27 protein-coding genes and 1 pseudogene are annotated in these 25,185 nt (G+C 66.7%); 1 reads left to right on the top strand and 27 read right to left on the bottom strand.

Translation table 11 applies throughout. From position 1 onward, the window contains the following. Positions 1-4: 4 nt before the first annotated feature. The 27 genes and pseudogenes from K3F48_RS24760 to K3F48_RS00850 form a co-directional block, all read right to left on the bottom strand. Positions 5-1,747 (bottom strand): right-handed parallel beta-helix repeat-containing protein, encoded by a 1,743-nt coding sequence (locus K3F48_RS24760; RefSeq protein WP_222573531.1) that lies wholly within the window; start codon positions 1,745-1,747, stop codon positions 5-7. A 323-nt stretch (positions 1,748-2,070) separates the two neighbouring features. Further along, positions 2,071-2,259, bottom strand: a complete 189-nt coding sequence (locus K3F48_RS00970) for a hypothetical protein (RefSeq protein WP_222573530.1) — start codon at positions 2,257-2,259, stop codon at positions 2,071-2,073. A gap of 3 nt (positions 2,260-2,262) precedes the next feature. Then, entirely contained in the window at positions 2,263-4,404 is a 2,142-nt protein-coding gene (locus K3F48_RS00965; RefSeq protein WP_222573529.1) for a DUF2793 domain-containing protein, read from the bottom strand. A 6-nt stretch (positions 4,405-4,410) separates the two neighbouring features. Next, entirely contained in the window at positions 4,411-8,271 is a 3,861-nt protein-coding gene (locus tag K3F48_RS00960; protein WP_222573528.1) for a glycoside hydrolase/phage tail family protein, read from the bottom strand. A 13-nt stretch (positions 8,272-8,284) separates the two neighbouring features. Then, positions 8,285-8,716: an NlpC/P60 family protein gene (locus K3F48_RS00955; protein ID WP_222573698.1), complete on the bottom strand. Its 432-nt coding sequence runs from the start codon at positions 8,714-8,716 to the stop codon at positions 8,285-8,287. Positions 8,717-8,724: 8 nt separating this feature from the next. After that, positions 8,725-9,615, bottom strand: coding sequence for a DUF2163 domain-containing protein (locus K3F48_RS00950; protein ID WP_222573527.1), 891 nt, complete (start codon positions 9,613-9,615; stop codon positions 8,725-8,727). Between the two features lie 16 nt (positions 9,616-9,631). Continuing rightward, positions 9,632-10,273: a DUF2460 domain-containing protein gene (locus K3F48_RS00945; protein ID WP_222573526.1), complete on the bottom strand. Its 642-nt coding sequence runs from the start codon at positions 10,271-10,273 to the stop codon at positions 9,632-9,634. A 12-nt stretch (positions 10,274-10,285) separates the two neighbouring features. Beyond that, a complete protein-coding gene (locus K3F48_RS00940; RefSeq protein ID WP_222573525.1) occupies positions 10,286-10,855 on the bottom strand; it encodes a phage tail tape measure protein in 570 nt (189 codons plus the stop codon). Then, a complete protein-coding gene (locus tag K3F48_RS00935) occupies positions 10,852-11,055 on the bottom strand; it encodes a rcc01693 family protein (protein WP_255607890.1) in 204 nt (67 codons plus the stop codon). The genes K3F48_RS00940 and K3F48_RS00935 overlap by 4 nt, the downstream gene beginning before the upstream one ends. Beyond that, entirely contained in the window at positions 11,052-11,402 is a 351-nt protein-coding gene (locus tag K3F48_RS00930; protein WP_222573523.1) for a gene transfer agent family protein, read from the bottom strand. The genes K3F48_RS00935 and K3F48_RS00930 overlap by 4 nt, the downstream gene beginning before the upstream one ends. Positions 11,403-11,410: 8 nt before the next feature. Then, on the bottom strand, positions 11,411-11,821 hold the full coding sequence (locus tag K3F48_RS00925) for a phage major tail protein, TP901-1 family (RefSeq protein WP_222573522.1): 411 nt from the start codon (positions 11,819-11,821) through the stop codon (positions 11,411-11,413). A 33-nt stretch (positions 11,822-11,854) separates the two neighbouring features. Then, positions 11,855-12,265, bottom strand: coding sequence for a DUF3168 domain-containing protein (locus tag K3F48_RS00920; RefSeq protein ID WP_222573521.1), 411 nt, complete (start codon positions 12,263-12,265; stop codon positions 11,855-11,857). 9 nt (positions 12,266-12,274) lie between these two features. Further along, the gene (locus K3F48_RS00915) at positions 12,275-12,604 is read right to left on the bottom strand and encodes a phage head closure protein (RefSeq protein ID WP_222573520.1); all 330 of its coding nucleotides are present in this window, start codon (positions 12,602-12,604) and stop codon (positions 12,275-12,277) included. Then, on the bottom strand, positions 12,601-13,182 hold the full coding sequence (locus K3F48_RS00910) for a head-tail connector protein (protein WP_222573519.1): 582 nt from the start codon (positions 13,180-13,182) through the stop codon (positions 12,601-12,603). The genes K3F48_RS00915 and K3F48_RS00910 overlap by 4 nt, the downstream gene beginning before the upstream one ends. Positions 13,183-13,239: 57 nt before the next feature. Continuing rightward, a complete protein-coding gene (locus K3F48_RS00905) occupies positions 13,240-14,469 on the bottom strand; it encodes a phage major capsid protein (protein WP_222573518.1) in 1,230 nt (409 codons plus the stop codon). A 139-nt stretch (positions 14,470-14,608) separates the two neighbouring features. Continuing rightward, the gene (locus K3F48_RS00900) at positions 14,609-15,244 is read right to left on the bottom strand and encodes an HK97 family phage prohead protease (protein WP_255607884.1); all 636 of its coding nucleotides are present in this window, start codon (positions 15,242-15,244) and stop codon (positions 14,609-14,611) included. Then, entirely contained in the window at positions 15,244-15,405 is a 162-nt protein-coding gene (locus K3F48_RS00895) for a hypothetical protein (protein WP_222573517.1), read from the bottom strand. Before K3F48_RS00895 ends, K3F48_RS00900 begins: the two co-directional genes overlap by 1 nt. Beyond that, positions 15,402-15,590, bottom strand: a complete 189-nt coding sequence (locus K3F48_RS00890; RefSeq protein WP_222573516.1) for a hypothetical protein — start codon at positions 15,588-15,590, stop codon at positions 15,402-15,404. The genes K3F48_RS00895 and K3F48_RS00890 overlap by 4 nt, the downstream gene beginning before the upstream one ends. A 136-nt stretch (positions 15,591-15,726) precedes the next feature. After that, positions 15,727-16,035 (bottom strand): hypothetical protein, encoded by a 309-nt coding sequence (locus tag K3F48_RS00885; RefSeq protein WP_222573515.1) that lies wholly within the window; start codon positions 16,033-16,035, stop codon positions 15,727-15,729. A gap of 123 nt (positions 16,036-16,158) precedes the next feature. Then, the gene (locus tag K3F48_RS00880; RefSeq protein ID WP_222573514.1) at positions 16,159-16,599 is read right to left on the bottom strand and encodes a hypothetical protein; all 441 of its coding nucleotides are present in this window, start codon (positions 16,597-16,599) and stop codon (positions 16,159-16,161) included. Next, positions 16,559-17,167, bottom strand: a complete 609-nt coding sequence (locus K3F48_RS24085; RefSeq protein ID WP_255607987.1) for an RNase A-like domain-containing protein — start codon at positions 17,165-17,167, stop codon at positions 16,559-16,561. The genes K3F48_RS00880 and K3F48_RS24085 overlap by 41 nt, the downstream gene beginning before the upstream one ends. Continuing rightward, positions 17,159-18,316, bottom strand: a pseudogene (locus tag K3F48_RS00875) (phage portal protein); the annotation flags it as partial. The pseudogene K3F48_RS00875 and the gene K3F48_RS24085, both read right to left, overlap by 9 nt. Before the next feature lie 276 nt (positions 18,317-18,592). Next, positions 18,593-19,921: a DNA-packaging protein gene (locus K3F48_RS00870; RefSeq protein ID WP_255607878.1), complete on the bottom strand. Its 1,329-nt coding sequence runs from the start codon at positions 19,919-19,921 to the stop codon at positions 18,593-18,595. Then, the gene (locus K3F48_RS00865; RefSeq protein ID WP_222573512.1) at positions 19,875-20,396 is read right to left on the bottom strand and encodes a hypothetical protein; all 522 of its coding nucleotides are present in this window, start codon (positions 20,394-20,396) and stop codon (positions 19,875-19,877) included. Before K3F48_RS00865 ends, K3F48_RS00870 begins: the two co-directional genes overlap by 47 nt. Positions 20,397-20,604: 208 nt before the next feature. Beyond that, on the bottom strand, positions 20,605-21,315 hold the full coding sequence (locus K3F48_RS00860) for a GNAT family N-acetyltransferase (protein ID WP_222573511.1): 711 nt from the start codon (positions 21,313-21,315) through the stop codon (positions 20,605-20,607). A 202-nt stretch (positions 21,316-21,517) separates the two neighbouring features. After that, a complete protein-coding gene (locus K3F48_RS00855; protein WP_222573510.1) occupies positions 21,518-21,895 on the bottom strand; it encodes a DUF2335 domain-containing protein in 378 nt (125 codons plus the stop codon). 417 nt (positions 21,896-22,312) lie between these two features. Continuing rightward, on the bottom strand, positions 22,313-22,810 hold the full coding sequence (locus tag K3F48_RS00850; RefSeq protein WP_222573509.1) for a YcgN family cysteine cluster protein: 498 nt from the start codon (positions 22,808-22,810) through the stop codon (positions 22,313-22,315). Between the two features lie 144 nt (positions 22,811-22,954). Here K3F48_RS00850 and K3F48_RS00845 point away from each other — a divergent pair, with 144 nt between their 5' ends. Continuing rightward, positions 22,955-25,177 (top strand): transglycosylase domain-containing protein, encoded by a 2,223-nt coding sequence (locus K3F48_RS00845; protein WP_222573508.1) that lies wholly within the window; start codon positions 22,955-22,957, stop codon positions 25,175-25,177. The last annotated feature ends 8 nt before the right edge of the window (positions 25,178-25,185 follow it).

The following is a 25,185-nucleotide window of genomic DNA, read 5'->3' as shown; positions in this document are numbered from 1 at the left end:
CCGCTCAGCCCTGAACGATGTACGATCCGGCGATGTCGAGCGAGCCAGACGCGGGAACTTGCAAGGCAGCCGGAGCGCCGCTCGCCGGCAGCAGCCGCAGCCTGATCCGTTTCTCGCCGCCGATGACATAGCCGATGAGCTGAGAGCCCGAGGTGATTGCGATGTCTCTCCAGTAGAACCTGACCGGGTAAGCGCCGAGCGTGGACGACGCCACGAATGGGAGAGCGTCGACTATCAGCTCGCCGGAGCCCGTGTGCGCCGACCACGAGAGATTGATTTCGAAATTGCAGCGCGAGCCCACACGCTGCCAGCGGCCGGCCTGGGTCGTATAGGTCCCCTCGCCGGCCGTCGCGCCGCCGATGAGCGTCGGCGCGAAAGATCCTTCATTCGGGCTCTCCGGCGGCGGATTGATATTCAGCCATGTCGCCGCGAATGAGCCGATCACCGACACGCCATCGAATATGAGGTATTTGGCGTCTTCGAGCGTGCTGGGGTGTTCGACCGTGCCTATGTTTTTCGCGATCGTGACGCCCGTCCCCGCACGACCGTTGCGGATCGACAGTCCGGAGAAATTGCACTCGTTGTAGGTGGGAGGGGATTCGGGGTTGGGGGAGACGTTCGGCTTCTCGAACAATAGGAAGGTTACGGCGCCTTCGCTATTCGACGGATTCGACGTATTCGACGTCAATTCCATGAACGTCGCGGACAGCATGCCCCCGCGAACGCCCTTGAACCGAATGCCGGTGCCGCAGTCGCGGAAATGATTGCCGCTTCCCGATACGCCCTGGATATTTTGCGCCCAAATTCCAAATGTGCAGTTGCTGATCGTGTTATTCGAGATGACGAGGAAGCGTGCCGTCGACTCCTGATCGATCGCGAGCTTGATGCCTTCCGACGTCGCGTCTCGAATGCTGTTGCCGACGATGCGGTAATCGTAGCAGTCTGTTCCCGCAATGCCGATGCCGCCGCCGGTGACGCTGCACCCGGCGATCTCGGCGCGTTCGTAAATTCCTTGCACCTTGATCCCAGCCGACGCCTCTCTCGGCTCGGCGATGCATCCCGTGACCGAGACGCGCGCGCAGTGCCGCAGATACATCAGATGGATTGTCGACGCGGCGCCGCCGCCATCGGCGAGGTAACAATCGCGGATATTCACTCGGTCGTAGCCTGCGACATGCAAGCTAAACGCGCCGAAGGTGGCGTGCACAAAGTGGCACCGCTCGATCGTGAGCCCGTGCGCGGGGGCCGAGACGCCGGGCTCGGCATTGCGCAGCAATTTGAAGAGATTCGTGAGCGTGCCGTCGTCGTCCTGGACATGGTACCGATTGCCGTCGAAACCAATGTCGAAAAATCCGACGTTGTCGGCGCTCATCGTAGTGTCAGGCCCCGTCTCAGGCAGCTTGACCAACTCATGCGCCTGGTATGTCGGGTGTGCCGAGGTGTCATGGTGCCGCAAGATCGATAGCGTCGGCCCTTGTCCATGCCAATGCACATTGGACTTCTTCACGATCGCCGCCTCGAGGACAATGACGCCAACGGGGAACAGCAGATTGGCGCCGATCTGAGATGCGTAATCCTCGGCCGCTTGCAGCGCGACGGCATTCAGGGCCTCGCCGTCAGCCACCACGCCCATTATTCGGACGTCGAGCCCGTTCGCGCGGAAATAGTCTTCGGAGTATACCACGGTCCCGTCGAGTACAAGATCGTTCATGCTGAGTCCCCTGAGTTGAATTTCGTCGATGACCACGACGTGGGAGATCCTCCCGGCGATTTGCCGAGAAGCTCGAAGTGGCCTCTCCCTGTCGGGAGCGACCATGTTTCATCCGCGCTGATTTCGCCGGATACGACGCCGCGATGCAGATCATCGGGACGCGACGCAGGCCAAAGCGGCGTCCGGAATCGCAGCGATAAATCCGCCGTCGCCTTTCTCAGTCGCGCCCCATTGCAGCAGATGAGCAATGCGAACGCGGAACCACAAAAGTCGACCGGGGCCGGCGGCGTCGACGAGTCGACGAAGACGCGCGTAAACGGCGCCGAGACGCCGCGCATGATTTGTGGAAACGCGATCGATCACGCGATCGCGGCGTCGCGCTCTTCGATCGTCGCGAAGAGCGCGGATCCAGGCCAATACCCCTCGCCGCCTTCGGCGTAAGCGAGGCGATACACCGCGGCGCCGTCGATCTCTTCGATGGCGAGGACAGTCGCGGCGTTGTCGCCGGAGTCGACGCGATAGACCGTATCGTCGATCGAATAGGCCATGCGTCACCTGTAGGAGTAGCTGAAAGCGGATCTGCTCGTCATCGCGCGGTTGCCGGCGCCCGACGCCGCCACGCTCGCGAAGAGCCCGAGCTCCGGCGACCAGCAGGCGCCATACCAGCTGTTGGCCGCGGCGGCCGACCGCGCCGTCCAAGCGACGCCGTCGGGAGAGGTCATGACGCGGTTGGTCCCGTCGATGGCGACGGCCGCGAGCAGGCCGATTTCGGGCGCCCAGGCGACGCTATGCCATGAATTGTCTTCGGCGCTCGTCCGCACCGACCATGTGACGCCGTCCGGCGACGTCATGACGCGATTGCCCGTTCCGGTCCCATTGGCGACGGCCACGAGCAGGCCGAGCTCTCTCGCCCAACAGACCGACGTCCACCTCGTTCCAGTTCCCGTATCGGCGCGAACCGTCCAGCCGACGCCGTCCGGCGAGGTCATGACGCGGGCGCTGGTTCCGCTGTTCGCGACGGCGACGAGGAGGCCGAGCTCTCGTGACCAGCACACGCTCCACCATGCGCCGTTCTGAGCCGTCCAGCTCGTCCATGTGACGCCGTCTGGAGACGTCATCACGCGGTTGCTCGTCGTGTCGCTGGAGACGGCGACGAACACGCCCAGCTCACGCGCCCAACAAACCGCGCGCCACTGATTGGCCGCCGCGGCCGGCCGCGCTGTCCATGCGATGCCGTCGGGAGAGGTCATGACCCGGTTGGTTCCGTCGCTGGCGACGGCCACGAGGAGACCGATCTCCGGCGACCAACAGAGCCCGAGCCACGTATTGTCTTCGGCGCTCGTCCGCACGGTCCAGGCGACGCCGTCCGGGGACGTCATGACCCGGTTGCCGGTCCCGGACGACGCGATCGCGACGAAAACGCCCAGCTCTCGGGCCCAGCAGACGTTGCGCCATGCGTTATCGGCCGCGCTCGCGGAGGACAGCCAGGCATTGCTCGTCACCCAATTGCGCTGTTGCAGATTGGCCTCGACGAGAAGCGCGTCGTTGCGGCGCTCGCAGAGCGCCAGCTCGACAGCGCGCGGACGCCGTTCGAACAGCGAGGGATAGACGCCCGGCTCGAGCTGCGGCCGCAGCACCGTCCCCGTGGAGAACTCGACCCCGGTGAGCGCGCACGCGCTCAGTCCCGCGACGACGAGCCCCGTCGACGGCACGCTCGCGAAGGCGCCCGACGGGCTCGTCTGCCAGATGCGCGCCTGCGCGGTTCCGGCATGGGAGAGAACATAAGCTCCGCCCTCGATCTGCGCAGCATCCACCGGAAGCACGATGGAGCCGGCCGAGATCGTCAGCATCGCGTCGACGCCCGACGAAGACGTCGAATAGGTCGCGCCCGCGGCGCCGGCTCGCAGTCCGTCATGACCGAAGGCGCCGGCGGCGAGCGTCGCCGGCGACGGCAGGCGCCGCGAGTTGATCTTGAAGCTCGCATTGCGCAGCCGATTGCGAAAGCCCGCGAGCGACCCGTCGCCGGAGCCGCTCGGAAAGGCGACGCGGCCCGTCGTCCTGTCGACCTCGAGCGCGGTCCTCCACGACGAGCCGTCCGCCGACACCTTCACGCCCAGATCGTCGCCGCCGATGAGCCCGATCTCCGCGCGTCCCGAAAAGCCGGTCTGAAAGACATGCGACGCCGTGGCGCCGATCGCCTCCTTCTCGAAAGCGACGCGCAGATCGCCCGAGCCGCCCTCCGCAATGGTCTTCGCAGCGAAGAGCGCGGCGTTGGATTTCACCGAGAGTCGATTGACGGAATCGGCCGTCGCGCCGACGCCGAGCAGGCTCAGATTCTGCGCCGAGCCGAGCGCCGAGCCGAGAAGGACCCAAGCGGCGCCGTCGTGGACGACCTGTAGCGCCTCGCCCTGCACATAGGCGAGCCAGCCGGCGCGCGGCGTGAAAAAGCTCCAGGCGCCCGCGAGCCATGCGGCGACCGTCCCGTCCTTATCCAAAAAGGCGCCTGTCGCGCCGGCGCCGACGATATAGCGGTCGCCCTCCACGGGAGAGGACGGCGGTGCCGCCTGGTCGCGCGCGATGACGGAGAGCTGCGCGAGCGTGTCGAGAATCTGCAGCGCTTCATTATGCGTGATGTGTTTTTGCGCCTGCGCCGCGTCGATATGGGGCAAGGACAGCTGAATCGTCTGCGTCATGGCCGGTCACTCGATGGAAACGATCGCCGCGAGCGGGAAGCCGCGTCCCACCCGCGCGCCGATCTGAAAAATCGTCACGTCGAGGCTCGTCTGCGGCGCGCCGAAATCCGCGAGCTCCGCGCTCGACGGATAGAGAATCGCTGTCGCCGCCCCGCCGAGGAGGCGCAGCCCGCCGCCCGGCAGAGCGATCTCGATCTCATAGGCTTCGCTCGACTCGCCGAGCGGAATGTCGATCCCCTCCCAGGCGTCGGCGTCGATGCGTCCGCGCCGCGTGAAGGAGATCGTCACGCCCCCGGCCCCTCGCCGCGCGCGCGCATGGGTCGGCGCGTATGGCTGCAGCGCCTTGCGCGTCGCCGCGACATTCGCCTCGACATAGGTCGGATCGCCATGATCGCGGCCGATCGGTCCGATGCGATAGGTTCGCGGCGAGTCGATCTCGGCGACGTTGCTCGCGAGCGGAACCAGCGCGTCGTCGAGCAGCACCACAGTGGCGCCGGCGTCGACGCTGCGGGACGCGAGCGCATCCTCTCCGCCGATCCCGCGCAGGAGCCGCGACAGCCGATAGGTGTTGCTCGCGACGAGCTCCGCTCGCGTGTAGGCGAAAACCTCCCATGCGCCATCGGCGCCGCGGATCGCCATCGCCGAGCGCAGCGCGAACGCATGCGCATCGCTCACCGAGGCGAGCGCGCCGGAAAAGAGCCGCACCATGACCGAGGCGCCGAGATCGAACCGCCCCGACGGCCCCGGCGCGAGCGCGTCCAGCGTCACGCCGATCGTCGCGCGCTTCTCGATGACGCCCGCCGCTTCGAATGACGAGCCGACCTTGCGCAACAGAGCGAGCGCGCCGGGCCAGGGATCGGCATAGGCCGCGAGATGAGAGAGCGGCGCCGTATCCGTTCGCGCCAGCGCCAGATCGAGCACGACGATGCGCGGCGGTCCGATCACGGCGGGCGCCGCGAGAGCGGGCCGCTCGACCGCCCGCGCGGCGAGGTCGTAGACGCTCGGATCGACCGAGCGCGCCTCCATCGCACGCTCCGCGCCATCAGTCACGCGCGTGATCTGGAACAAGCGTCCCGGCGCCGCCGACAATGCGACGACGTCGCCCGGCTCCAGCGCCGCGAGCCCCGGGCGCAAGGAGAAGCTCGCCGTCTCGCGGCTCGCCCACAGGCTCCGCAGCCGGGCGTCGGCGAGCTTCTGCGCGCAGGAGCGCCCCATCATCACCGCCGCCTGCGTCTCGCTGCGCCGCGACGAATAGCCTTCGAGCCGCCGCGACAGCACGCGGCCCGTGCGGTAATCGAACTCCGAATCGCCGAAGGAGAGCGCGATCTCATGCGGCAGCTCGCTCTCCTGCGCGCGGCGCAGATCGACGAGCCGTCCGTCCTTCTGCGCGACGAGATCATCCGCGCCGATCTCCCGCACCGGCTTTCCCGCCCGCGCGACGAAGCGCAGCGCGCCCGACGACACCACCGTATCGAAGCCGAAGAGATCGGCGAGCGGCTCGATCGCGTCGCGCGGCGACATGGTCGCATCGAGCACATAGCCGTCGACGAAGCCGAATATGTCCGGCCGCGTCGTCGTCAGCTCCGGCTCGACCGCCGGCGCCGCCAGCTCGGCGACGAGGACATCGAGCGGAACGCCGTCGAGCCGCCCGTTCAGCCAATGGCCCGTGTCCCAGTTCGGCGCATCGGCCCAAACATCGCTGCAGGCGGGAAAGGCCGGAAAAGGCCGCGCGTCCCAGCACCAGAGATGGATGCGCGACACATCGACCATGCGCCCGCCATAGACGGGCGACAGAGGATTGCGCGCGTCGCCGCCGGCCGCCGCCGGATCATAATGCGTCAGCATCGCCTCGATGAAGCGCGCCTGCATCAGATCGTCGCGCCCGCCGCGCGAAAAGCAAGGCAGCCCGCCTTCCGATGAATTCATGTCGGGAAACACATTGGGCGCATTGGCGCCGCGATCGACGGCGGGGCAGCCGGTCTCCATGATCCAGATCGGCTTGCCGCGCGGCGTCCAGGCCGTCGGCGAAGCGAGCTCCACGCCGCCGACGCGCTCGACATGCGCATGGCTCCACCAGGCGAGCAGATCCTTTTGCCGAAACATCCACGCCTTGCCGAGAGCGTCGGTTATCGGCAGGCGGTTTTGCGCCGCGCGATCCGCTTCGCTGGCGTAGAACCAGTCGAAGCCTTCGCCAGAAGCAACGCGAGCGGTCAGGTAGTCGACGTCATAGACGCTCGACGCGATATGCGCGTCGAGATGTTCGGCGCCGTCGCGCCAGTCCGACAAGGGCCAATAGACATCGACGCCGACGAAGTCGATCGCCGAGGACGCCCATAGCGGATCGAGCGGAAAGCGCGCCTCGCCGGCCGCCGGGACATGCGCCCCATATTCGGTCCAATCGGCCGAATAAGAGATTTTCGTCGCGGCGCCGACAATCGCGCGCACATCCGCGGCGAGCGCCTGCAGCGCGGCGACCGCCGGATAGGCGCCGCTCGCCGAGCGCACGCGCGTCAGCTCGACCAGCTCCGAGCCGATGAGAAAAGCGTCGACGCCGCCGGCCGCGACGCACAGATTCGCATAATGCAGAATGAAGCCGCGATATTGCGCGAAGAAGGCCGCAACCTGCGTCGCCGCCGCCCCGGTGCCATCGACCGTTCCACCGAGTCCCGGCGCCGGATCGCATGTGATGCGTCCGCGCCAGGGAAACGCCGGCTGCGGCGCAGAGCCCGTATGCGGATCTATGAGCGCATTCTCCGGCGCCACGTCCATCATCACGAATGGATAGAAGGTGACGAACAGCCCCCGCGCGCGCAGATCGGCGATGGCCGCGCGCACCGAGGCGTCGCTCGGCGTGCCGCCATAAGCGGCGCGTCCGTCGATCTGCGACACCAGCCGCGCGCCGTCGCGCCCCACTCCGGCGACCGACCAATCCGGCGGCCAATAGCCGCCGACGATGTAATCGAACTCCCCGATCGTCTTGAATGTCGCGTCGACGCGCGGCGCGATCGTGCAGTGGCCGGCGCGCAGATCGTCGCCGAACCAGGCGACGACCAGAGCGACGCTCTCGAGATTGGGACACAGCGCCTGCAGCGCGTCCATCGACGCCGTCCAATCGCTCGCGGCGGTCAGCTGATGCCGATTTTCGGCGCGCGTCTCGCCCGGCGAAAAAAAGTTCAACTGAAGCGCCGGCAGATAGCCCGCCTCCGTCGCGCCGGGAATGATGTCGACGCCGCGGATCATCGCGCCGACTCCGGCGACGGGCCTGACCACCTCGAAAGTGAGCTGGGGAATGCGATTGCCGAATGCGGCGAGCGACAATTGCTCGAACACGACATAAGCGAGCCCGCGATAGGCCGGCGCATTCTCCGCGCCCTCCTTGGCGACGATCAGTGGATCGGCGAGCTGCTCCTCGTCGCCGAGATAGATTCTCATCGGCAGGCTCGTCATGTCGAGCTCATTGCCGTCGGCGAACACGCGACGCACGAAAGCGATCGGCCCCTCGCAGAGACCGATCGCGAAATTGGCGTAATAGGCATAGGTCACGGTCACGGTCTCGACGCGGCCGCCGCCGCCTTTGCCGCTGTTGCCGGAGCTGTCGACCGACGAGCTCGTCTGCTCGACAAAGCGCGTCGCCCAGATCATCTGCCCGCCGATGCGCGCGCGGCCATAGACGCGCGCAATCGCGGCGCCTTCCGTCGAGGCGATCCCATCCATGGATTTGAGGCGCGGACCCGCCGCATAGCGCGTCGCATTCGGCGACAACGCCGAGCCGACGAGCGCGCCCGCGACCGCGCCCGCGACATTTCCCAAGAGGGACGAGATAGGCGCCGCGAGAGCGCCGACCGATTGCAGCAGCAGCGTCGCCATGATCTCCCCGCGCTCAATCCTCGACGCCCGGAAAAGCGAATGCGCCGACGATGCGTCGCCGCCAAAGCCCGATCGGCGCCTCGGCGACGCAGGCGCCGCCATGGGCGTGAACCATGTGATTCGAGTCCGTCGCAATGCCGAGATGCTTGGCCGGCGCGCCCTCGCGAAAGCGAAACAGCAGCACGTCTCCGGGGCGGAGCCAACGCGCGTCCGCGGCGACGAAATGCCGATGCGCGGCGCTCGCCAATGTCTCGACGCCGAGCGCCTCCGCCCAGTCCGGCGTGTAAGGCGGCGGCGCCTCCGGCTCTGGCCCGATCAGCGCGCGCCATACGCCGCGCACGAGGCCGAGACAATCGCAGCCGACGTGAATGAGCGACGCCTGATGACGATAGGGCGTGCCGATCCAGCGCCGCGCCTCGGCGACGATCTCGGCTCGCGGCAGCATCGGCGCGCTCACCGAAACAAGCTCCCGCCATCCATCGCCGGCGCCGCAGCGCTCGGATAGGCGATGACGAGATCATTGCCCGGCATATGCGGAAATCCTCGAAAATTGACCAGATTGGCGAATTTCGTCCGGCATGTCCCAGCGCTCTTGTCGCAGCCCGCGGCGAGCGTGAATTCATCCCCGGGGGCGATCGCCGCAGCGAGCGGCGCCCAGAGCGCGAGGCTCGCCGTCTCGCCCACGCGGCGATGCGACTTGATCGTCGCGCGCGCGCCCGCATTCGCGCCGGTCGTAAAATGCAAGCGGCCCCCGGTGAAGAAATCCTCGTCGAAATCCTCCGAAAGGCTTGCGACGAAAGAGTCTCCCGACGACGAGAGCGCGGCGCCGGCGCCGCGAAATCCGGAGGCGGTCAAATCGACCTTGCAGCGCGCATCGCCGAGATCGGCGGAGCACACGCGCTGAAACGAATCGCCGCGCGGCTGATCGAAGAGATGCGCGAGCGAGCGCAGCTCCGCCGTGAAGGCGAACTCGCTGCGCCGCACCTCGCCGATCGTCGCGGCGTCGATCAGCAGACGATCATTCACATCGCTCCAGTCGACGAGCCAGATCTCGACCGAAGCGCCGTCATACACTCCATTGACGAGATCGGCCTCCCGAACCCCCTCCGATCTGAGAGCGCCGAGCGCTTCGCCGCTGCCGATGGAAAGGCCGAGGCTCGCCTCGGCCTGCGTCGCCGAAAGCCCCGAATCCGCGCGAAAGACGACGTCGCCGAAGGTGAGGTCGCGGTCATGATCGGTGAATCCCATCACCACGCCGTCCCTGCGCGCGAGACGCCAGCAATTGCACAATGTAGAGACGGGAGCGTCGAGCTTGGCCTGCATCGACGGCGTGACGCTGCGCATGGCGAGCTTCCTTTCGTCAAAGAATGATCTCGATGATCGGAATGCGCGGTATGTCCCCGGCTTCGAAGGACGAAACGTCGATCTCCAGAAAATCCGTGTCGAAGCGCGCCGGAACGTCGAAAAGAAATCCCGCGGTGATCGCGGCGCCGCTGGGCGGAACAGCGGAGGGCGCGAAGGTGACGAGGCCTCTTGTCGCGTCGACGCTGAAATGCACGTCCTTCGTTTTTTCGGCTCCAGCGACAGCGAGACGCACGCTCGTTTCGACGGGCTTGCCGATGAGGCGCGAATAAGGAGCAAAGGCGCCGCCATATGTCTTCGTCAGCTGGAAGCTCGCGGTCTCTCCATCGCCTATGCCGATCGCCTGATCCATCGGCGTCGGAGCGGCGCCGGGCGTGGCGGAGGAATGATCGGCGCGGTCGCGCCAGCGAAATCCATGGAGGCGCCCGCGCCGCTCCTCGAAGAAATCGATGACCGTCGCGAGCTGCGCCAGAGATTTGACGCCATAGCCCGCCTCATAGCGCCGCCGAGAATTCGCCCATCGCGCATTGCGCGCCTCCCGATTGGAGCCGAGCGCGACGATATCGGTGCGCCGCTCGGGTCCGCCGCGTCCATGCAGCGACACATCCAGCGGAAACAGCGCTTCGTGAAATCCCGTCATGTGTCCGCTCGCTCATAGGCTCCGCCGTCCGCGCGTCACCGCGCGCGCGAGCGCCGCCGAAATCTGCGCCTCCGAGCGCCGAAAGCTCTCGACATCCTGCGCGGCGATATTGACCGTGACGGCGACCGGCGCGCGCTCGCCCTGCATCTGCACGCCGAGCTGTCCGTTCGGCCCGCGCGCCAGCGGCATGATGGCCTCGGCGCCGCGCTCGCCCATCAAGCCGGCCGAGCCGTCGGCGCCGAAGAAGGTCGGACTGGCGACGACGCCTCCGTCGGCGAACAGCTTCAACGAGCTTCCCCCGCCGCCGAAAGCTCCCGACAGCAGCGAGCCGAGCCCGCTCGTGAGGCCATCGGCGAGCGAAGCCACCCCCGCTTTCGCGCCGAGCTTCGCCAGCGTCTGCGCAATCGACGCCAGAGTGGCGTCGACGCCCTTGCCCGCAACGATCGCATTGCCGAAACCAGCGGCCAATGTCTTCGACGCCGCCGCCGCGGCCACATCGACCTCCTTCAACAGCTGCGTGGTCTTCTGCAGGTCGAGCGATTGGAACGAAATATCTGCGAGCGGATCGATCGATGTCGTCATCTTCGTTCTCCGTCCGGAAAGGCGCGCATCAGATGGTCGAGCGTGGTGCGCGACGGCGCGCGAGGACGCAGGCCATAGACGCCCTCCGCCGCCGCCGCGAGCTCGCGCGGCGTCATGGACCAAAAGGCGCCGGGCGAAAGCCGCAGAACGCCGAGACCGAACGCCATTGCCCGATCCCAGGGAAAGGGCGGCCGCCTCAACTCGTCACGTCCTGCGGCGCCGGAGGGTTTGCCGCCTCGCTTTCGCCGAATGTCGCGCCGATCAGCGCCGCCGCGATGCGCGCATATTCGCCGAGTCCGCCCTCGACCTTCATCTGCGCGACCTCCTCGTCGGTCGCCGCATGGCCCGCTCCGCGCAGTCCGCAAGCAATGATGCGCAGCAGATCGCGCGCCGAGAGACGGCGCTGCTCGAAACGTTCGGCGAGCGAGACGAGATCGCTCGCGCCGAACGCGCTCTCGAGCTCGGCGAGAGCGCCGAGCGTCAGGCACAAAGTATAGGTCTTGCCGTCGAGCTTCGCCTCGACCTCGCCGCGTCGCGCATTGGCCATGGCGCGCCTCACGCCGATACGAAGGCGAGCGCGCCCGCCGATTCGAGCGCGATGTCGAAGGTGATCTCGGCGCTGTGCTCGCCGCGGTAGTCGAGGCTCACGATCTGGAACACGCCCGAAACCGTTCCGAAAGACGGAACGACGATCTGCCAGCCGCGCAGCGCGCCGTCGAAGAACAGCTGGCGGATGAGAGCGTCCGAATCGGCGTCCTTGAAGATTCCCGCGCCCGCGAGGCTCGCGCGCTTGACGCCGGCGCCCTCCAGCAGCTCCCGCCAGCGCCCCGCCGATTCCGCGTCGGTGACGTCGACGCTGTCGGCGGAAAGCGACAGGCGTCGCGTGCGAAGCCCCGCGACGGAGACGAAATTGCCCGTCCCGTCGTCGAGCTTCAGCAGCAGATCTTTTCCCTTCTGGGCGGACATTGCTTCTGCTCCGATGGTTGTGGCGCTCTCGCGTCAGAGCCGTTCTATGGCTGCGCGAAAGCGCAGATCGACGCGCGCGAAGCGGCCGTTCTGCTCACGGCGCGTCACGCCCGAGAGATAGCGAAGATCGACGAGATGATGGCCGTCGAGAGCAATGGGCGCCTCGTCGAGCAGCTCGACCACGCTCTCGCCTATGTCGAGCGGCTCGCGGCCGCCGCGCTGAGAGGACACCGCCGAGAGCACGAATATGATTTCCGCGCCGGAGGAGTCCGACGTCGACCAGTCGCGCATCTGCGTCTCGGCGAACAGCACATAGGGAGGCTCCGCCGCGCGCGGCGCCTCGTCATAGATTTTTACGCCGCCGAGCGCGGCGACGAGCGCGGAATTGCTCGCGAGGCGGGAAATGATCGCCTTGCGCAAGGCGAGGGGCGGCGAAACGCTCATCTCTCGTCCTCACGTTTCGATGTCTTCGCAGCGGCACAGAAGCCATCTGCGCCGCCCGTCGGGATCATAGACAGAATGAATGAGCAGCTTGCGCGCCCCCAGGACGAGACGCATGCGGCTCGTCACATCATCGCGCCAGCGAATGAGCGCGAGCGAAGCGATCGCCTGCTCCTCGCGCTCGGCCACGAACCGCGCCTCGCCCGCGAGCGGCGTCACTTTCGCCCAGACATCGGCGATCGGCGCATAGCTGCGCGTCATCGACCCGCTGTCGTCCGGCGTGTCTATCGGCGCCTCCAGCGTCACGCGCAGGCGCATCGCCCCGATCGACGCCGCGCTCATGCGAGCCGCTCGCGCCGATAGGGCCGCGCCAGCGCGGCGACCAGCGCCGGCAAGCGCGCCGCCTCCACCGCCTCGTCGCCTCTGTTCTCGCGCCAATGCGCGACGAGCGACAGCAGCGCGCGGCGCAAAGGTTCGGGAGTATGGCTCGCCGCATCGCCATAGCCGGCGACGAGATCGATCTCGACGCCGTCCGCGGCTCGCCCCGGCGCCGGCGGCGCCTCCACGAATGCGATGCGCCCATGTTCCTGCGCCGGCGACGCGCTGTATTCGCCGGCGCCGAGCGTGGTGGCCACGTCACGCGCGTCATAGACGCGGATCGCCGTGACGCCGCGCAATGGCGCGACAGGAACGGCGAGCATGCGCTGTCTCATCGCCGAAGCCGGCCAGGCGTCGAAGGTCATGCGCCAGCTCTGCGTGATGAAGAAGCGTCGCGTGAACGCTTCGAGCGTCAGCCGCGCCGACACGATCAATGCGGCGAGCAGCTCGTCCTCGTCGCTCGAGTCGAGCCGCAGCCAGGCCTTCGCCTCGGCGAGCGAGATCGGCTCCACGGCCGGGCCGGAGAGAAGAGTGAGAATCATGTGGCGATCCGACAATATGAAGAGAGGAGCCGGCCGCGCGCCGCGCGGCCGACAGCGTCAAGCCGTGCCGAACTTGAGCAGCTTGATCGCCTCGAAATCCTGCACGCCGCCGCCGACGCGCTTCGTCGTGTAGAACAGCACATAGGGCTTCGCCGAGTAGGGATCGCGCAGCACGCGCACGCCGAGTCGATCGACCACGAGATAGCCGCGCGCAAAATCGCCGAAGGCGACCGACAGGCTGTCGGCGCCGATTTCGGGCATGTCTTCCGCTTCGACGAGCGGAAAATTGAGAAGAGTCGCCGGCGCGTCGAGGCTCGCCGGCGGCGCCCAGAGATATTCGCCGGTGGTCGACTTGAACTTGCGGATCGTCGATTGCGTCTGCCGATTCATCACGAATTTGCCGTTCTGGCGATAGCCGGCGCGCAGCGCATAGACGAGATTGAACAATGCGTCGGACGGATTGCCCGCGGCGAAGCCGCCGGAGACGCCGGTCGCGACATAGCCGATATTGCCCCAGCTCCAGCCGCTGTCCGCGACCATCGTGTAGGCGAGGAAGCCTTTGGGGCGATCGGTTCCCGAGCCGCTGACGAAGGCGGCGCCTTCCTGCTCGGCGAAAGCGGTCTGCACCTCTTCGGCGATCCATTGCTCGATGTCGACAGCGGCGTCGTCGAGCAGAGTCTGCGTCGCCGCCGGCATGGCGTAGAGCTCCATCGCCGGAAAGGTGAGGTCGACGATCTGCTGATTGGTCGTTTGCGGACGCGCGTCGGTCTCCGCGACCCAGCCGGTCGCCGGTCCCGCGGTCGCGCGCGCCTTGCGCAGCGAATGCGTGGAGATTTCGCGCACGCTGGCGATGGCGCGGATCGGCGAGAGACGCGCGAGACGGCGCAAAATCTCCTGCTCTGCCGGCGTCGGCACGAGATAGCCGCCGTCGGGACCGGAGGTCGTCGACATGGCTTTCGACTCGATCGCCTTGAGGCCCGCGGATTCGCCGGCGCGCATATAGAGCGCGAAAGCCGATTTGTGCTCGCCCGCGGACTCGTCCTCGCGCGGCGCGCCGGAGAGTCGCGGACGCGCCAGATCGAGCGCGACGCGATCGAGGCGGCGCTTCGTCTCATCGATGGCGCGATCGATGCGCAGCAGCTTCTCCTCGGTCACCACATCGGGGCCGAGGCGAGTCTCGATCTGCGCGAGGCGCTCTTCATTCGTATCCTTGAACGCGGCGAAGGCGCAATTGAGGTCGGCGAGGACGTCCTCGCCGGCGAGGGATTTGGTTTCGACAGACGACATTCGAACAGCTTCTTTCTGCTGGAGACGACGCACGACCACTCCGCACAAGCGCGGAGGTCGATCGAGGTGATTGGAAGGTTTGCGAAGCGAGCCTGAAGGCGCGCGGTCCAGAGCGCGCTCGGAGCGCGAAAGCATCACTCTACAAAGGCGCGCCTTCGCTGGCGGAACAATGATCGAGCGCGCGCCGCAGCTTGGTCTCGAAGCCGAGCGCCGCCCTGCGCATGCGCAGCCGCGCGAGCTTCCGGCCGAAGTCGTCCGCCGCATCCGGCGGCGCCGGCGCGCCGATGCGCGCCTGCGGCAGCGCCGGAAAGGTCACGATGGAAATCTCGATGAGATCGATTTCCATCAAGCGCCGCCCGCCATTGCGATCGCTCGACGCGCGCAGCGTGCGAAAGCCGATCGACAGTCCATCGAGCGCGCCGGCGCGGATCAGCGACAGCGCTTCGCGCGCCCGCGTCACGGCGAGGTCCAGACGCCCCTTCACCTTGAGCCCGCGCGCATCCTCGGCGATGTCGGCCCAGACGCCGATCGGCTCCTCGGGCCGATGCTGCCACAGCATTTTTACGCCCGCGGCGCCGCGCCGGCGCAGGCTCGCCGCAAAGGCGCCCGGCGCGACGACATCGCCGCAGCTGTCGCGAAGATCGAACAGGCTCGCATAGCCTGCGAAGACGCCATCGGCGCCGATCGTCGCCATGCGCAACGCGGCGCGCTTCGTCTCCAGCCGAAGCGGCGCGACGGCGCCGGCGCGAACGTCATGCAACGCTCGTCCACTCATCAGGCCTTCTCCCGCGTCGCCGCGCACGGAGCGCGCGGCGTCTCGCGCAGCCGCTCCAGCGTGCGCACGAAAGTCTTGAAGACGATCTCCGCGTCCACACGCGGCGTCTTGCGCGCGGGACGGCGCCTGCCGAAGCGCGGCGGCGAAATGACGAGGCTCATATATCGCTCCCATAACGTCGATTGAAGCGCGCCAGCTCGCGCACGAAGGCGTCGAGCCGGCGCGTCGAGGCGCCGAGCTCGCGCAGCGCGCGCATGGCGAAGGCGGTGGCGGCGCTGGCCCAGAGGAACAGCGCGAGATGGGCGAGATCGCCGCGCTCGATGATGGAGGTGACGATCTCGGTCATGTGGAGGCTTTCGCAATGCGCGCGACATCGCCGAGCGGGCGCGCTGAGGCCGCCCGATCGCGCCGTTCACGACGAGCGATCGATCTCCGCCGCGATAATTTTTAAAGCCCGAGCCGGTTCGCTCGGTGCGCCGGATTCAAGGTCCCGCGAGCTTTTCTTCGATCGCGGCGCGCAGTTTCTCGAAAACATATTCGACCCCTCGCCGCTCGACGTTGGGATCGGTTCCTTCCCAAAATGTGACGAGCGGCTTTCTCGCCATCCACATCTTAGTCAGTCGTTCCGCGGCGCGGTCGCCACGCAGCAATTCGTCGAGGGAAACCTTCATGGTCGAAAGTTCGGCTGCGTCCCAGGGCGACAGCGCTTTCGCTATGACCTGCGCCAGCAAGGCATCCATGTCGATGACCGCGTTCGAGTCTTTATAGTAAAATCCCAGATCGATCGCCAAGCAGACCGACTCGAGCTCTTCTGAGATAGAGGGACTCATGCTTGCATCCTGTCGGTCGAACAGCGGCAATGCGGTGCGGATTGATCCTCTGATCGCCGCGCTCGGATCAACGACGTGGGCGCCTCAGCCGTCCGAATCGCTCGCCGGCGAATCCTCCGCCGGTAGGTTCGCCAGCCGCGCGTCGACAGCGGCGCGGGCCAGTTCGAAGATATATACGATTGCCGGCGTCGTCCCTCCGGCGCCTGTGCTGCCGAAAAAGGCAACTCTCGGCTTCGTGCTCTCCCAAATTTTCGTGAGGTCGGCGGCGGCATGGCTTCCGCTCGCGAGCTCGTCCAAATAGCTTTTCAGAACGACGAGTTCCGAACGACTGCGGTCCCGGATCGCCTCTTCGACGACTTTCTTCGATAGCTTTTCGAATTGCATTGCGATCGGATCAGTCGTGTCCTTGTAATAGAAGCCCATTTCGATCGACAGGCACATCGACTCGAACTCTGAAGGCATCTTGGAGGCCATTAACGATCTCCTAGTCGTAGAATGGGAATGCCGTGAGGATAGAATATCCATTTTTGGACCGCAAGTTACGGACAATTACAACCGCCGCCCCATAAGTGTCCCGGAAAAATATGGACGCCCCAGGGTCCCATGGCCGATATGTATAAGCTTCGCGTCCCGTCGGCGACCCAAAAATCCAATCGATCCGCTTGGGACTTCCTATAGCGCCATCGACCACTGATTCGACGACAGATTGGTTATGTGCGATTACGGAATTGATGAGCTTATTGGCCGCCTCCACGGAAGGAAAGCTTCCTGCTCTGGTATTGCCGTCGCCAACGTAGCGGTTCCCTACGATACTGGAGCGGATTTTGTCTACGAGGTATTCGTCGCTCTTCCCGACATGATCCCGAATGGCATGTCCCCCGAAACGCCCGCCCTCCTCGTCCCGCAGATCGATGAGATCGGCGATCTGAGAGATGAGTCCGCCCGCATCGCTCACGATCGCGCCGATCGTGTTCAGCGCGACATCGACGAGCCCGCTCCCGCCGCCCCCGTTCCCACTCGTCCACTGCCCGCCCTCGGGCGAGCCTGCGGATACGCGCGGCTGATCCGGCGAATATTTCGTGTGGCCGCCCATCGGTCCGTAGCCCGCCGCCTCGCGCTGCTCGTCCACGGTGAGGAAGGCGGCGGCGCCGATGCGGCTCCATTCCTGCGCGCGCTCCTGCGCCAGCGCGTCGATGCGATCGGCGTTGTAGTCGAGGCGAAACGGCGCGAAGCCCGGCTGGCTCCAGGCGGCGAACGCCTTCTGCAGGCGCTGCACCAGCGGGATCACCGTCTGGCGCCAGAAGGCGCGATTGGCCTCCTCGTAATTGCGATAGGTGTTGTCGCCGGGAAGGCCGAGCAGCAATGGCGGCACGCCGAAGGCGAGCGCGATCTCGCGCGCGGCGGCGGCTTTGGTCTCGGAAAAATCCATGTCCTTGGGCGAGAGCGACAAGGTCTTCCAATCGAGCCCGCCCTCGAGCAGCAGCGGACGCCCCGCATTGTCGGCGCCGGAAAAATTCTCCTCCAATTCCTGCTTCAGCCGATCGAATTGCGCATCGGTCAAATGCCCGCCGTCGGGCCCGGCATAGACCAGCGCGCCGGAGGGCCGCGCCGAATTGTCGAGCAGCGCCTTGTTCCAGAAGCTCGCCGCATTATGCGTGTCGAGCGCCGTCTGCGCGGCGGCGAGCGGCGCGAAGCCGTTAATGTCGTCGAGCGGATGGAACAGGCGAATATGCAGGATCGGCTCGACGCCGCGCCGCCGCATCTCGAAGCGCACGCTCTCGCCGGCCGCGGAATAGACATAGGCCGCGGGCCAGCCGTCGCGCCCGGCGACGACGCTCATGCGATCGGGCCGCAGGCAATAGAGCTCGCGCAAGAGCCCGTCGATAAAGACGCCCTCCACATAGGCGTTGCCATAGAGCAGAAGATTGGAGCACAGCGCCTCGATGAAGGAGACGCTGGTGTCGGCGGGATTGGGCCGCTCGATCAGCCGCAGCAGCGGATGCTCGGGATTTTCCGTTCGTCCTTCATAGAGCAGCCAGGGCACCGAGGCGCAGCTCTCCGCGATCATGCGCACGGCGCGATAGCACACGGCGTTGCGCTCATAGCCGGCGCGAGTCAGCGCGACAGTGCTGCGCGCGGTCCAGCGGGGCGCGCCGAGCGAATGCAGCGCCAGCGTCGCGGCGCGCGAATTCTTCCGCTCGGGCGCAAGCGCGCCGAACAGGCGTGAGAGGAAAGAGGGCATGAGATGTCCTGTACGAAATGTCGGGAGCGGAGCATCCGTTCGTCGAAGAAGGGGGCGCTCCCTTCTCCCACTCGTGGGAGAAGGTGGCCCCGCGAAGCGGGGTCGGATGAGGGTCCGCGCCGACATGTCCGCTCATTGAGAAAGTGAAGCGTTGCAGAATCGCACATGCTGCAGGCGCCCTCATCCGACCCTCGCTCACGCGAGGGCCACCTTCTCCCGCGAGCGGGAGAAGGAGCGCGCGTCGAGAGTCGGCAAACGGCGTTGTCGTTGGTTCCCTCACAACCGCCGCATCCGCGGCTCCGCGACGCGCGGCGTCAGCGCCAGCGCGGTGATCGCCCACACCAGCGCGTCGAGCCGATCGGGACTGCGGCCGGACGAGAGGCCGTCGGCGCCGAAATCGCACATTTCGTCCTCGAGAGCCGGAAAGGCGCCGACATGGCGCGCCCTGCCCTGCTCATAGAGCTGCGCCGCCGGCGCCGCGCGCAGATATTTGCCGCGCGTCGCGCGCGCCTCCTTCACCGGCACGCTCGGATCGGCCTCGTGAATGACCGCGCGCACCATCTCGCCGCCCTGATTGACCTCGGCGACGAGCGCATCGGCGGAGAGCTTGTGATAGAGCGCGATCGCCGCGCGCGCCCATTGCGCCGGCCGCGCCGACTCCAGCGTCGCATCCTCGAGCACATGAACGATGTCGCCGGCGATCCCCGCCGCGACAATGCCGCAGCGATCGGCGCGCTTGCCGGAGGACGCCGGCGGATCGACGGCGACGACGATTCGCTGCAGGGGCGGCGCCGAAGCAACCCGCGCGCGCTCCAGCATGTCGCGCGTCCACAGCGCTTCGGCGCGCTGCTCGACGATCTCGCCGTCGAGCTCCTGCCGGCCGAGGCGCGTGCCGGCATATTGCGCGAGCATCGTCTCGAGGAAGGCGGGCGCGAGATTGGCGGCGTTGGCGCGCGTCTTCGCGCGCGTCACGGCGACGCCCGTCTCGTTCATCAATCGCTTGATGATCGGAATGGGACGCGGCGTCGTGGTGACGAGCTGGCGCGGCCAGTCGCCGAGACGAAGCCCGAATTGCAGCATGTCCCAGGTCTCCTCGGCATAGCGCCATTTGGCGAGCTCGTCGCACCAGGCGGCGGAAAATTGCGGGCCGCGCAAGCTCTCCGGATCCTCGGCGGAAAAAGCCTGCGCAATGACGCCATTGTCGAAGGTGAGGCGCCGGCGCGACGATTCCCAGCGCGGCCGCTCATGACGCGAATGCGCGGCGAGAATGCCGGAAACGCCTTCGATCATCACATCGCGCACATCCGCCGCCGTCTCGCCGACGAGCGCGATCGGCGACAGCGGACGAGCCGCGAATTGCGAGCGCCCCTGCGCTATTCCCTTCACCCATTCGGCGCCGGCGCGCGTCTTGCCGGCGCCGCGCCCGCCGAGGATCATCCACACGCGCCAGGGGCGAGCGTTCGGCGCGAGCAGCGGCGGCCATTGATCCTCGCGCGCGCAAAACTCCCAATCGGCGAGCAGCAGCGCGATCTCGCGCGCGGTGAATCCGGCGAGAAGATCATTCAGCCGGCCCGCGGCCGCGAAGGCGCTCGAGCCGGCGAGCAAGCTCCTCGCGGAGTTCGGCCAATTCGCGGGGAGGCTCGTCGGCGGATGCGTCGGCGCCACTCTCGTCCTCCTCTTCGCCGCGCGGAGCGGGACCGGCGTCGCGCGACATTCGCTTCAATTCGGCGAGGCTGCGCACCAGGCTCGCGAGCACGCGCGCGCTCTGCTCGACACTCTTGGGACCGCCTTTTCGCAGCGCGGTTTCGGCGCGGGCGAACTCGCGCTCCACCGCCTCCTCGAATCGCGCGATGAGGCTGCGGGTCGGCTTGCTCGCCGGCTCTCTCGGCTCGCGCTCGGCCACGTGCTTGATCGGCGACTCGCGCAGTGGCCAGCCGTTCTCGACCCGGAAGGCGCGAAAGGCGCGGTCGCTCATGCCGAGCATGTCGCGGAGCTTGCGGACCGGCTCGACGCCGGCGTCATAGAGCAGCTTCGCCTTTTCAATCTCCGCGCTCGACGGCGCAGCGCTGGGACGCGCCATGCGAAAATCTCCGATCGAAATCGACGACGACCGATCGCTCGCAAGCAAGAGCGCGCCCTTCTCCCGCAAGGCGGGAGAAGGCGCCCCCGCGAAGCGGGGTCGGATGAGGGCGTTGCAGGCGAAGGCGGATGTCGATCGAACGACGCTCACGCGCTACGCATACCGCGAGCCCGCGCTATCGCCGATCGCCGCCGTTTCTCGAGCCGCCTCAACCGACGTGGAAGTCCGTGGCGACCAAGGGCAGGCCGAGGCGGGCTGCGACCGCCCGAGAGGCTATGTTGGTCCAGGCGGTGCTGTAGAAGGGGACGGCCCCCAGCGCCCGCACGGCCTGCGCCCAGCCGGCGACCACCGTGGCGGCATGGCCGTCGCGGCGGTGGTCGGGATGGGTTTCGACTCCGGCGCAATGCACCGCATCGGAGATGCGCACGCTGGCGCAGATCGCCACGGCGCGATCGCCCTCGACCACAGCCAGGAAGGGCCGCCTGTGAGGCACGTCCGGCAACCAGTCCGGGAAGAGCGGCCGGAGCAGTTCGGCGTTGCCCTCATGGATGGCGACGGGCGATCGTGGCGGCGGCGGGACCGCATCCGCCCGATAGACCGGCCCGGTCCAGATTTGCGTCACGGGAGCCTTGTGTCCGAGCAGGTCGAGATAGACGGCTTCCCGGCCTGGACGCTCGCTCGGCGCCTCACCCGGCGCCTCGTTCCGACAGAGCTCGCCGAGTCGGGCAACCATGCAGTCTGGCATATCGGCGCGGCAGCGAAACAGCGGCCCGGCTGGCGTCCGCATCAGGTGGAAGCGGGGAGCGGGGCGGGAATCCCATTCATTGCTGCGCAGCAGACGACTGCGGCTGTCGGTGACATAGAGCGTGTCGAGACGGCTGCTCAGCAAGGCCCTCGGGGAGTCTGTGTCGAAAAGCATGGGCCGAGCCTATCGATGCCGCGCCGGAAGGGAGCGCCGCCCCGTCGAGCGCAATAGTGGAACATGCCCCTTGTTTATAGGACCACCGTCTCTCTGTCAAGGAATATTTTCATACGATCTTCCGCCGCCGCGGCCAGCGTTTCGGCCACAGCACGATCGCCAGTCTCACTCGGCTGGCGCGGACGACCACATGACGATGCGACTATTCCTTCTCCCTCTGACGAAGAAATGCGACGATGCCGCCGACGATCGTCGTTCCGCCGATGACGACGGCTGCCCAGTTCGCTTCCTTGTAGATCGCGAAAGCCGCGACACCGAAGGCGCAGACCGCGTACAATCCCGCCAGAAACTGGCCGAGGCGCGTGTCGGCGATCGCCGCGTCCAACTGCTTCTTCTCGCAACTTCGTCGGTGCTCGGCTTCCTTCTCGAACTGGTCGAATAGTCGCTCGGCTCCGCCGGGAAGCAAGTCTTCGAACTCCCGAAGCACGGCGGGCGGCGGCAAGGGGCCGACCCATTTCGCGCTGACGACCTGCGGTTGATTGCCGCTGCTCGAGTCCTGAGGCGCTTGCGGCTCTGACATGGCCGGGCCTCTAGTCGCGCTCCGGCTTGGCGCAGACTCCTTCGTGGGCCTTTTCGATCACGACCGCCATATCGCCTCCGAGACGCAACCAATCGCCCCGCATCGCCTCGACGACGCTGTTCGCTCGCAATGTCCGAAGGAAAGGACGCGCTTTCCCCAGGCTGCTCATCTGCGCGAGGCCGTGTGTGAAACCGTGAGAAACCGAGGAAGAAAAGCGGCCTGCGTAATTCCGATTGGCCATGTTCGCCTCCCTTCCCACCGATAACGCGACTTATAGAACGAGGTTCCTTTCGATCGTCCGAGGCTATCATGATGCCTCGAGGGACGCCAGCCTCGCCGCGCAAGCGCAATTGTGGAGCATGCCCCCTGTTTATAGGACCACAGTCCAGCTGTCAAGGATTATTTTCATACCCCGCATCAAGCCGCCCGCCCCTTCCGCCGCCGCGGCCAGCGCTTCGGCCACAGCACGATGAACTGCGGCAGGTCGTCGGTGTCCACCTCGGATTCCGCCGCCGCGACGCGGCCGCTCACCGAGACGCCGGCCCGATGCACGCTGTCCGGATCGCCGGTCAGCAGCGGATGCCAGTCCGGCAGCGCCTTGCCTTCCGCGCGCAGCCGATAGGCGCAGGTCGGGGGCAGCCAGCGAATGGTCTTCAGCGCCGTGACGCTGAGCCGCACGCAGTCGGGAATCTTGACCTTGCGCTTGGCATAATCCCGGCAGCGCCCGCTCGCGGGATCGAGCAGATCGCAGCCGACGCTGGTGTGGTGAATGGCGCCCGTGTCCTCGTCCTCGAGCTTGACCAGGCAGCAGCGGCCGCAGCCGTCGCACAGCTTCTCCCATTGCGCGCGCGTCAATCGCTCCAGCGGCAATGTCCAGAACGGCTCGCCCGTCCCCTCGTCCTTGCGACTCGTCATTCCCTTACGCTTCGACCCTCGTCCACGGCGCTGCGCGCTCTTATTTCATTCTGCCGGCGCGCGACAGCGAGCCATCGTCAAGACGGCTGCGGAAGTGCTATCATTCGCGCTCCGGCGCCATTCGGTCGGCCAGGGAGCGGCGAATTGCTCGAGCGTATTCGATCCTCGCGCTTATACAAGCGCCTCGCCAGGCTGCTGCTGGATTTCGACGCCTATATCGACTCGAGCCTGTTCGATTCGAGCCGCGGCGCGCGCGAGGCTTACGAGAATTTCTCGGCCTATATGCACCGTTTTCAGGTGCGCGGCCTGCGGCGGATCGCCGTCGAGCTCGGCTGCGAGACGCTGACGCTGACGCTCGGCGGCGCCGTGGCGGCGGCCGCGCTCGCGGTGTCGGCCATGCGCATGACCAGCGACGACTGGCTGAAGAAGCAGGACCTCTCGATCACCTTTCTCGACCGTTACGGCGCCGTGGTCGGCCAGCGCGGCATCAAGCATGACGACGCCGTGCCGCTCGACCAATATCCAGATTATGTCATCAAGGCCGTGCTCGCCACCGAGGACCGGCGCTTCTACGATCATTTCGGCATAGACGCCATCGGCACGCTGCGCGCGGTCACCGTCAACGCCCGCTCGGCCGGCGTCGTGCAGGGCGGCTCGTCGATCACCCAGCAGCTGGCCAAGAACGTCTTTCTCTCCAACGAGCGCACCATCACGCGCAAGATCAACGAGGCGTTCCTCGCGCTCTGGCTCGAGCAGCGCCTCACCAAGCAGGAGATTTTGAAGCTCTATCTCGACCGCGTCTATATGGGCGGCGGCACTTTCGGCATTCAGGCCGCGGCGGAGTTCTACTTCGGCAAATCGATCCGCGACGTCAGCCTCGCCGAGGCGGCCATGCTCGCGGGCCTGTTCAAGGCGCCGGCCAAATATGCGCCGCATGTCAATCTCCCCGCGGCGCGCGCGCGCGCCAATGACGTGCTCGACAATCTCGTCGTCGCCGGCTTCATGACGCAGAGCCAGATCGTCGCCGCGCAGCGCAATCCGGCGACGCCGATCGAGCGCAGCCGCGACCAGAGCGCCGAGTGGTATCTCGACTTCGCCTTCAAGGAGGCGCAGCGGCTCGCCCAATCCGGCAAGCTCGGCGACAATCGCGTGCTCGTCATCCGCACCGCGCTCGACCCGAATATTCAAAAACGCGCCGAAGACGTGGTCGAGGAAAATCTGCGCGAGAGCGGGCGCGCCTATCACGCCAAGCAGAGCGCCTCCGCCTTCATGGACATCGACGGCGCGGTGCGCGCCATCATCGGCGGGCGCGACTATGGCGTCAGCCAGTTCAACCGCGCGACCGACGCGGCGCGCCAGCCGGGCTCCTCGTTCAAGCCTTATGTCTATCTGACCGCGCTGATGACCGGCAAGTTCAAGCCGACGACGATCGTCACCGACCGGCCGACATGCATCGGCAATTATTGCGTCCATAATTACAGCGGCGGCTACGCCGGCTCGCTGCCGCTCTCGCTGGCGCTCGCCAAATCGCTCAACACCATCGCCATTCAATTGTCGATCGCGATCGGCAACGGCGATTCGCACGCCGGCCGCGCCAGGATCATCGACACCTGCCGCAAGCTCGGCATCACCACGCCGCTCGAGGACACGCCCTCGCTGCCGGTCGGCCAGAGCGATGTGATATTGCTCGAGCACGCCGCCGGCTACGCCGCCTTCGCCAATGGCGGCAAGAGGACCACGCCCTATGCCGCGACCGAGATCCGCAACAGCCGCGGCGAATTGCTCTATGAGCATGATCGCGACGCGCCGCCGCAGGAGCAGGTCATCCCCTTCGAGAAGATCGCCGAGCTCGACACGATGATGAAGCGCGTCATCGACGAGGGCACGGGCGGCAGGGCCCAGCTCGGCCCGGGCGTCGACGTGATCGGCAAGACCGGCACCACCAATGGCTACAAGGACGCCTGGTTCTGCGGCTTCACCGGCAATATGGGCGGCTGCGTCTGGTATGGCAACGACGACAATGAGACAATGAACAATATGACCGGCGGCACGCTGCCGGCGAAGACTTGGCACGACATCATGGCCTATGCGCATCAGGGGATCGCCATCAAGCCGATCCGCGGCCTCGCCAATCCAGCGACGCTCGCCGCGCTCGAGGCCTCGCCGCAAAAGACCGCCGAGTTCGGCGCGCCGGCGCGTCCGGCGGCGCTGTCGCGCGGCGCGCTCGACGCGCTCGGCGAGATCGAGCTGAAAATCAAGCTCGACGCCAAGCGCGCCGAGGACAAGCGCACGGAGGACAAGCGCGCCGCCGCGCCCACCGCGTCGACTATCGCGCCGCCGGCGCGGAGCCGCGGCGACAAGCGATGAGCGAAGCG

Source organism: Methylosinus sp. Sm6, assembly GCF_019802345.1.
Lineage (GTDB): Bacteria > Pseudomonadota > Alphaproteobacteria > Rhizobiales > Beijerinckiaceae > Methylosinus.
This window is presented reverse-complemented; position numbering and strand designations above follow the sequence as displayed.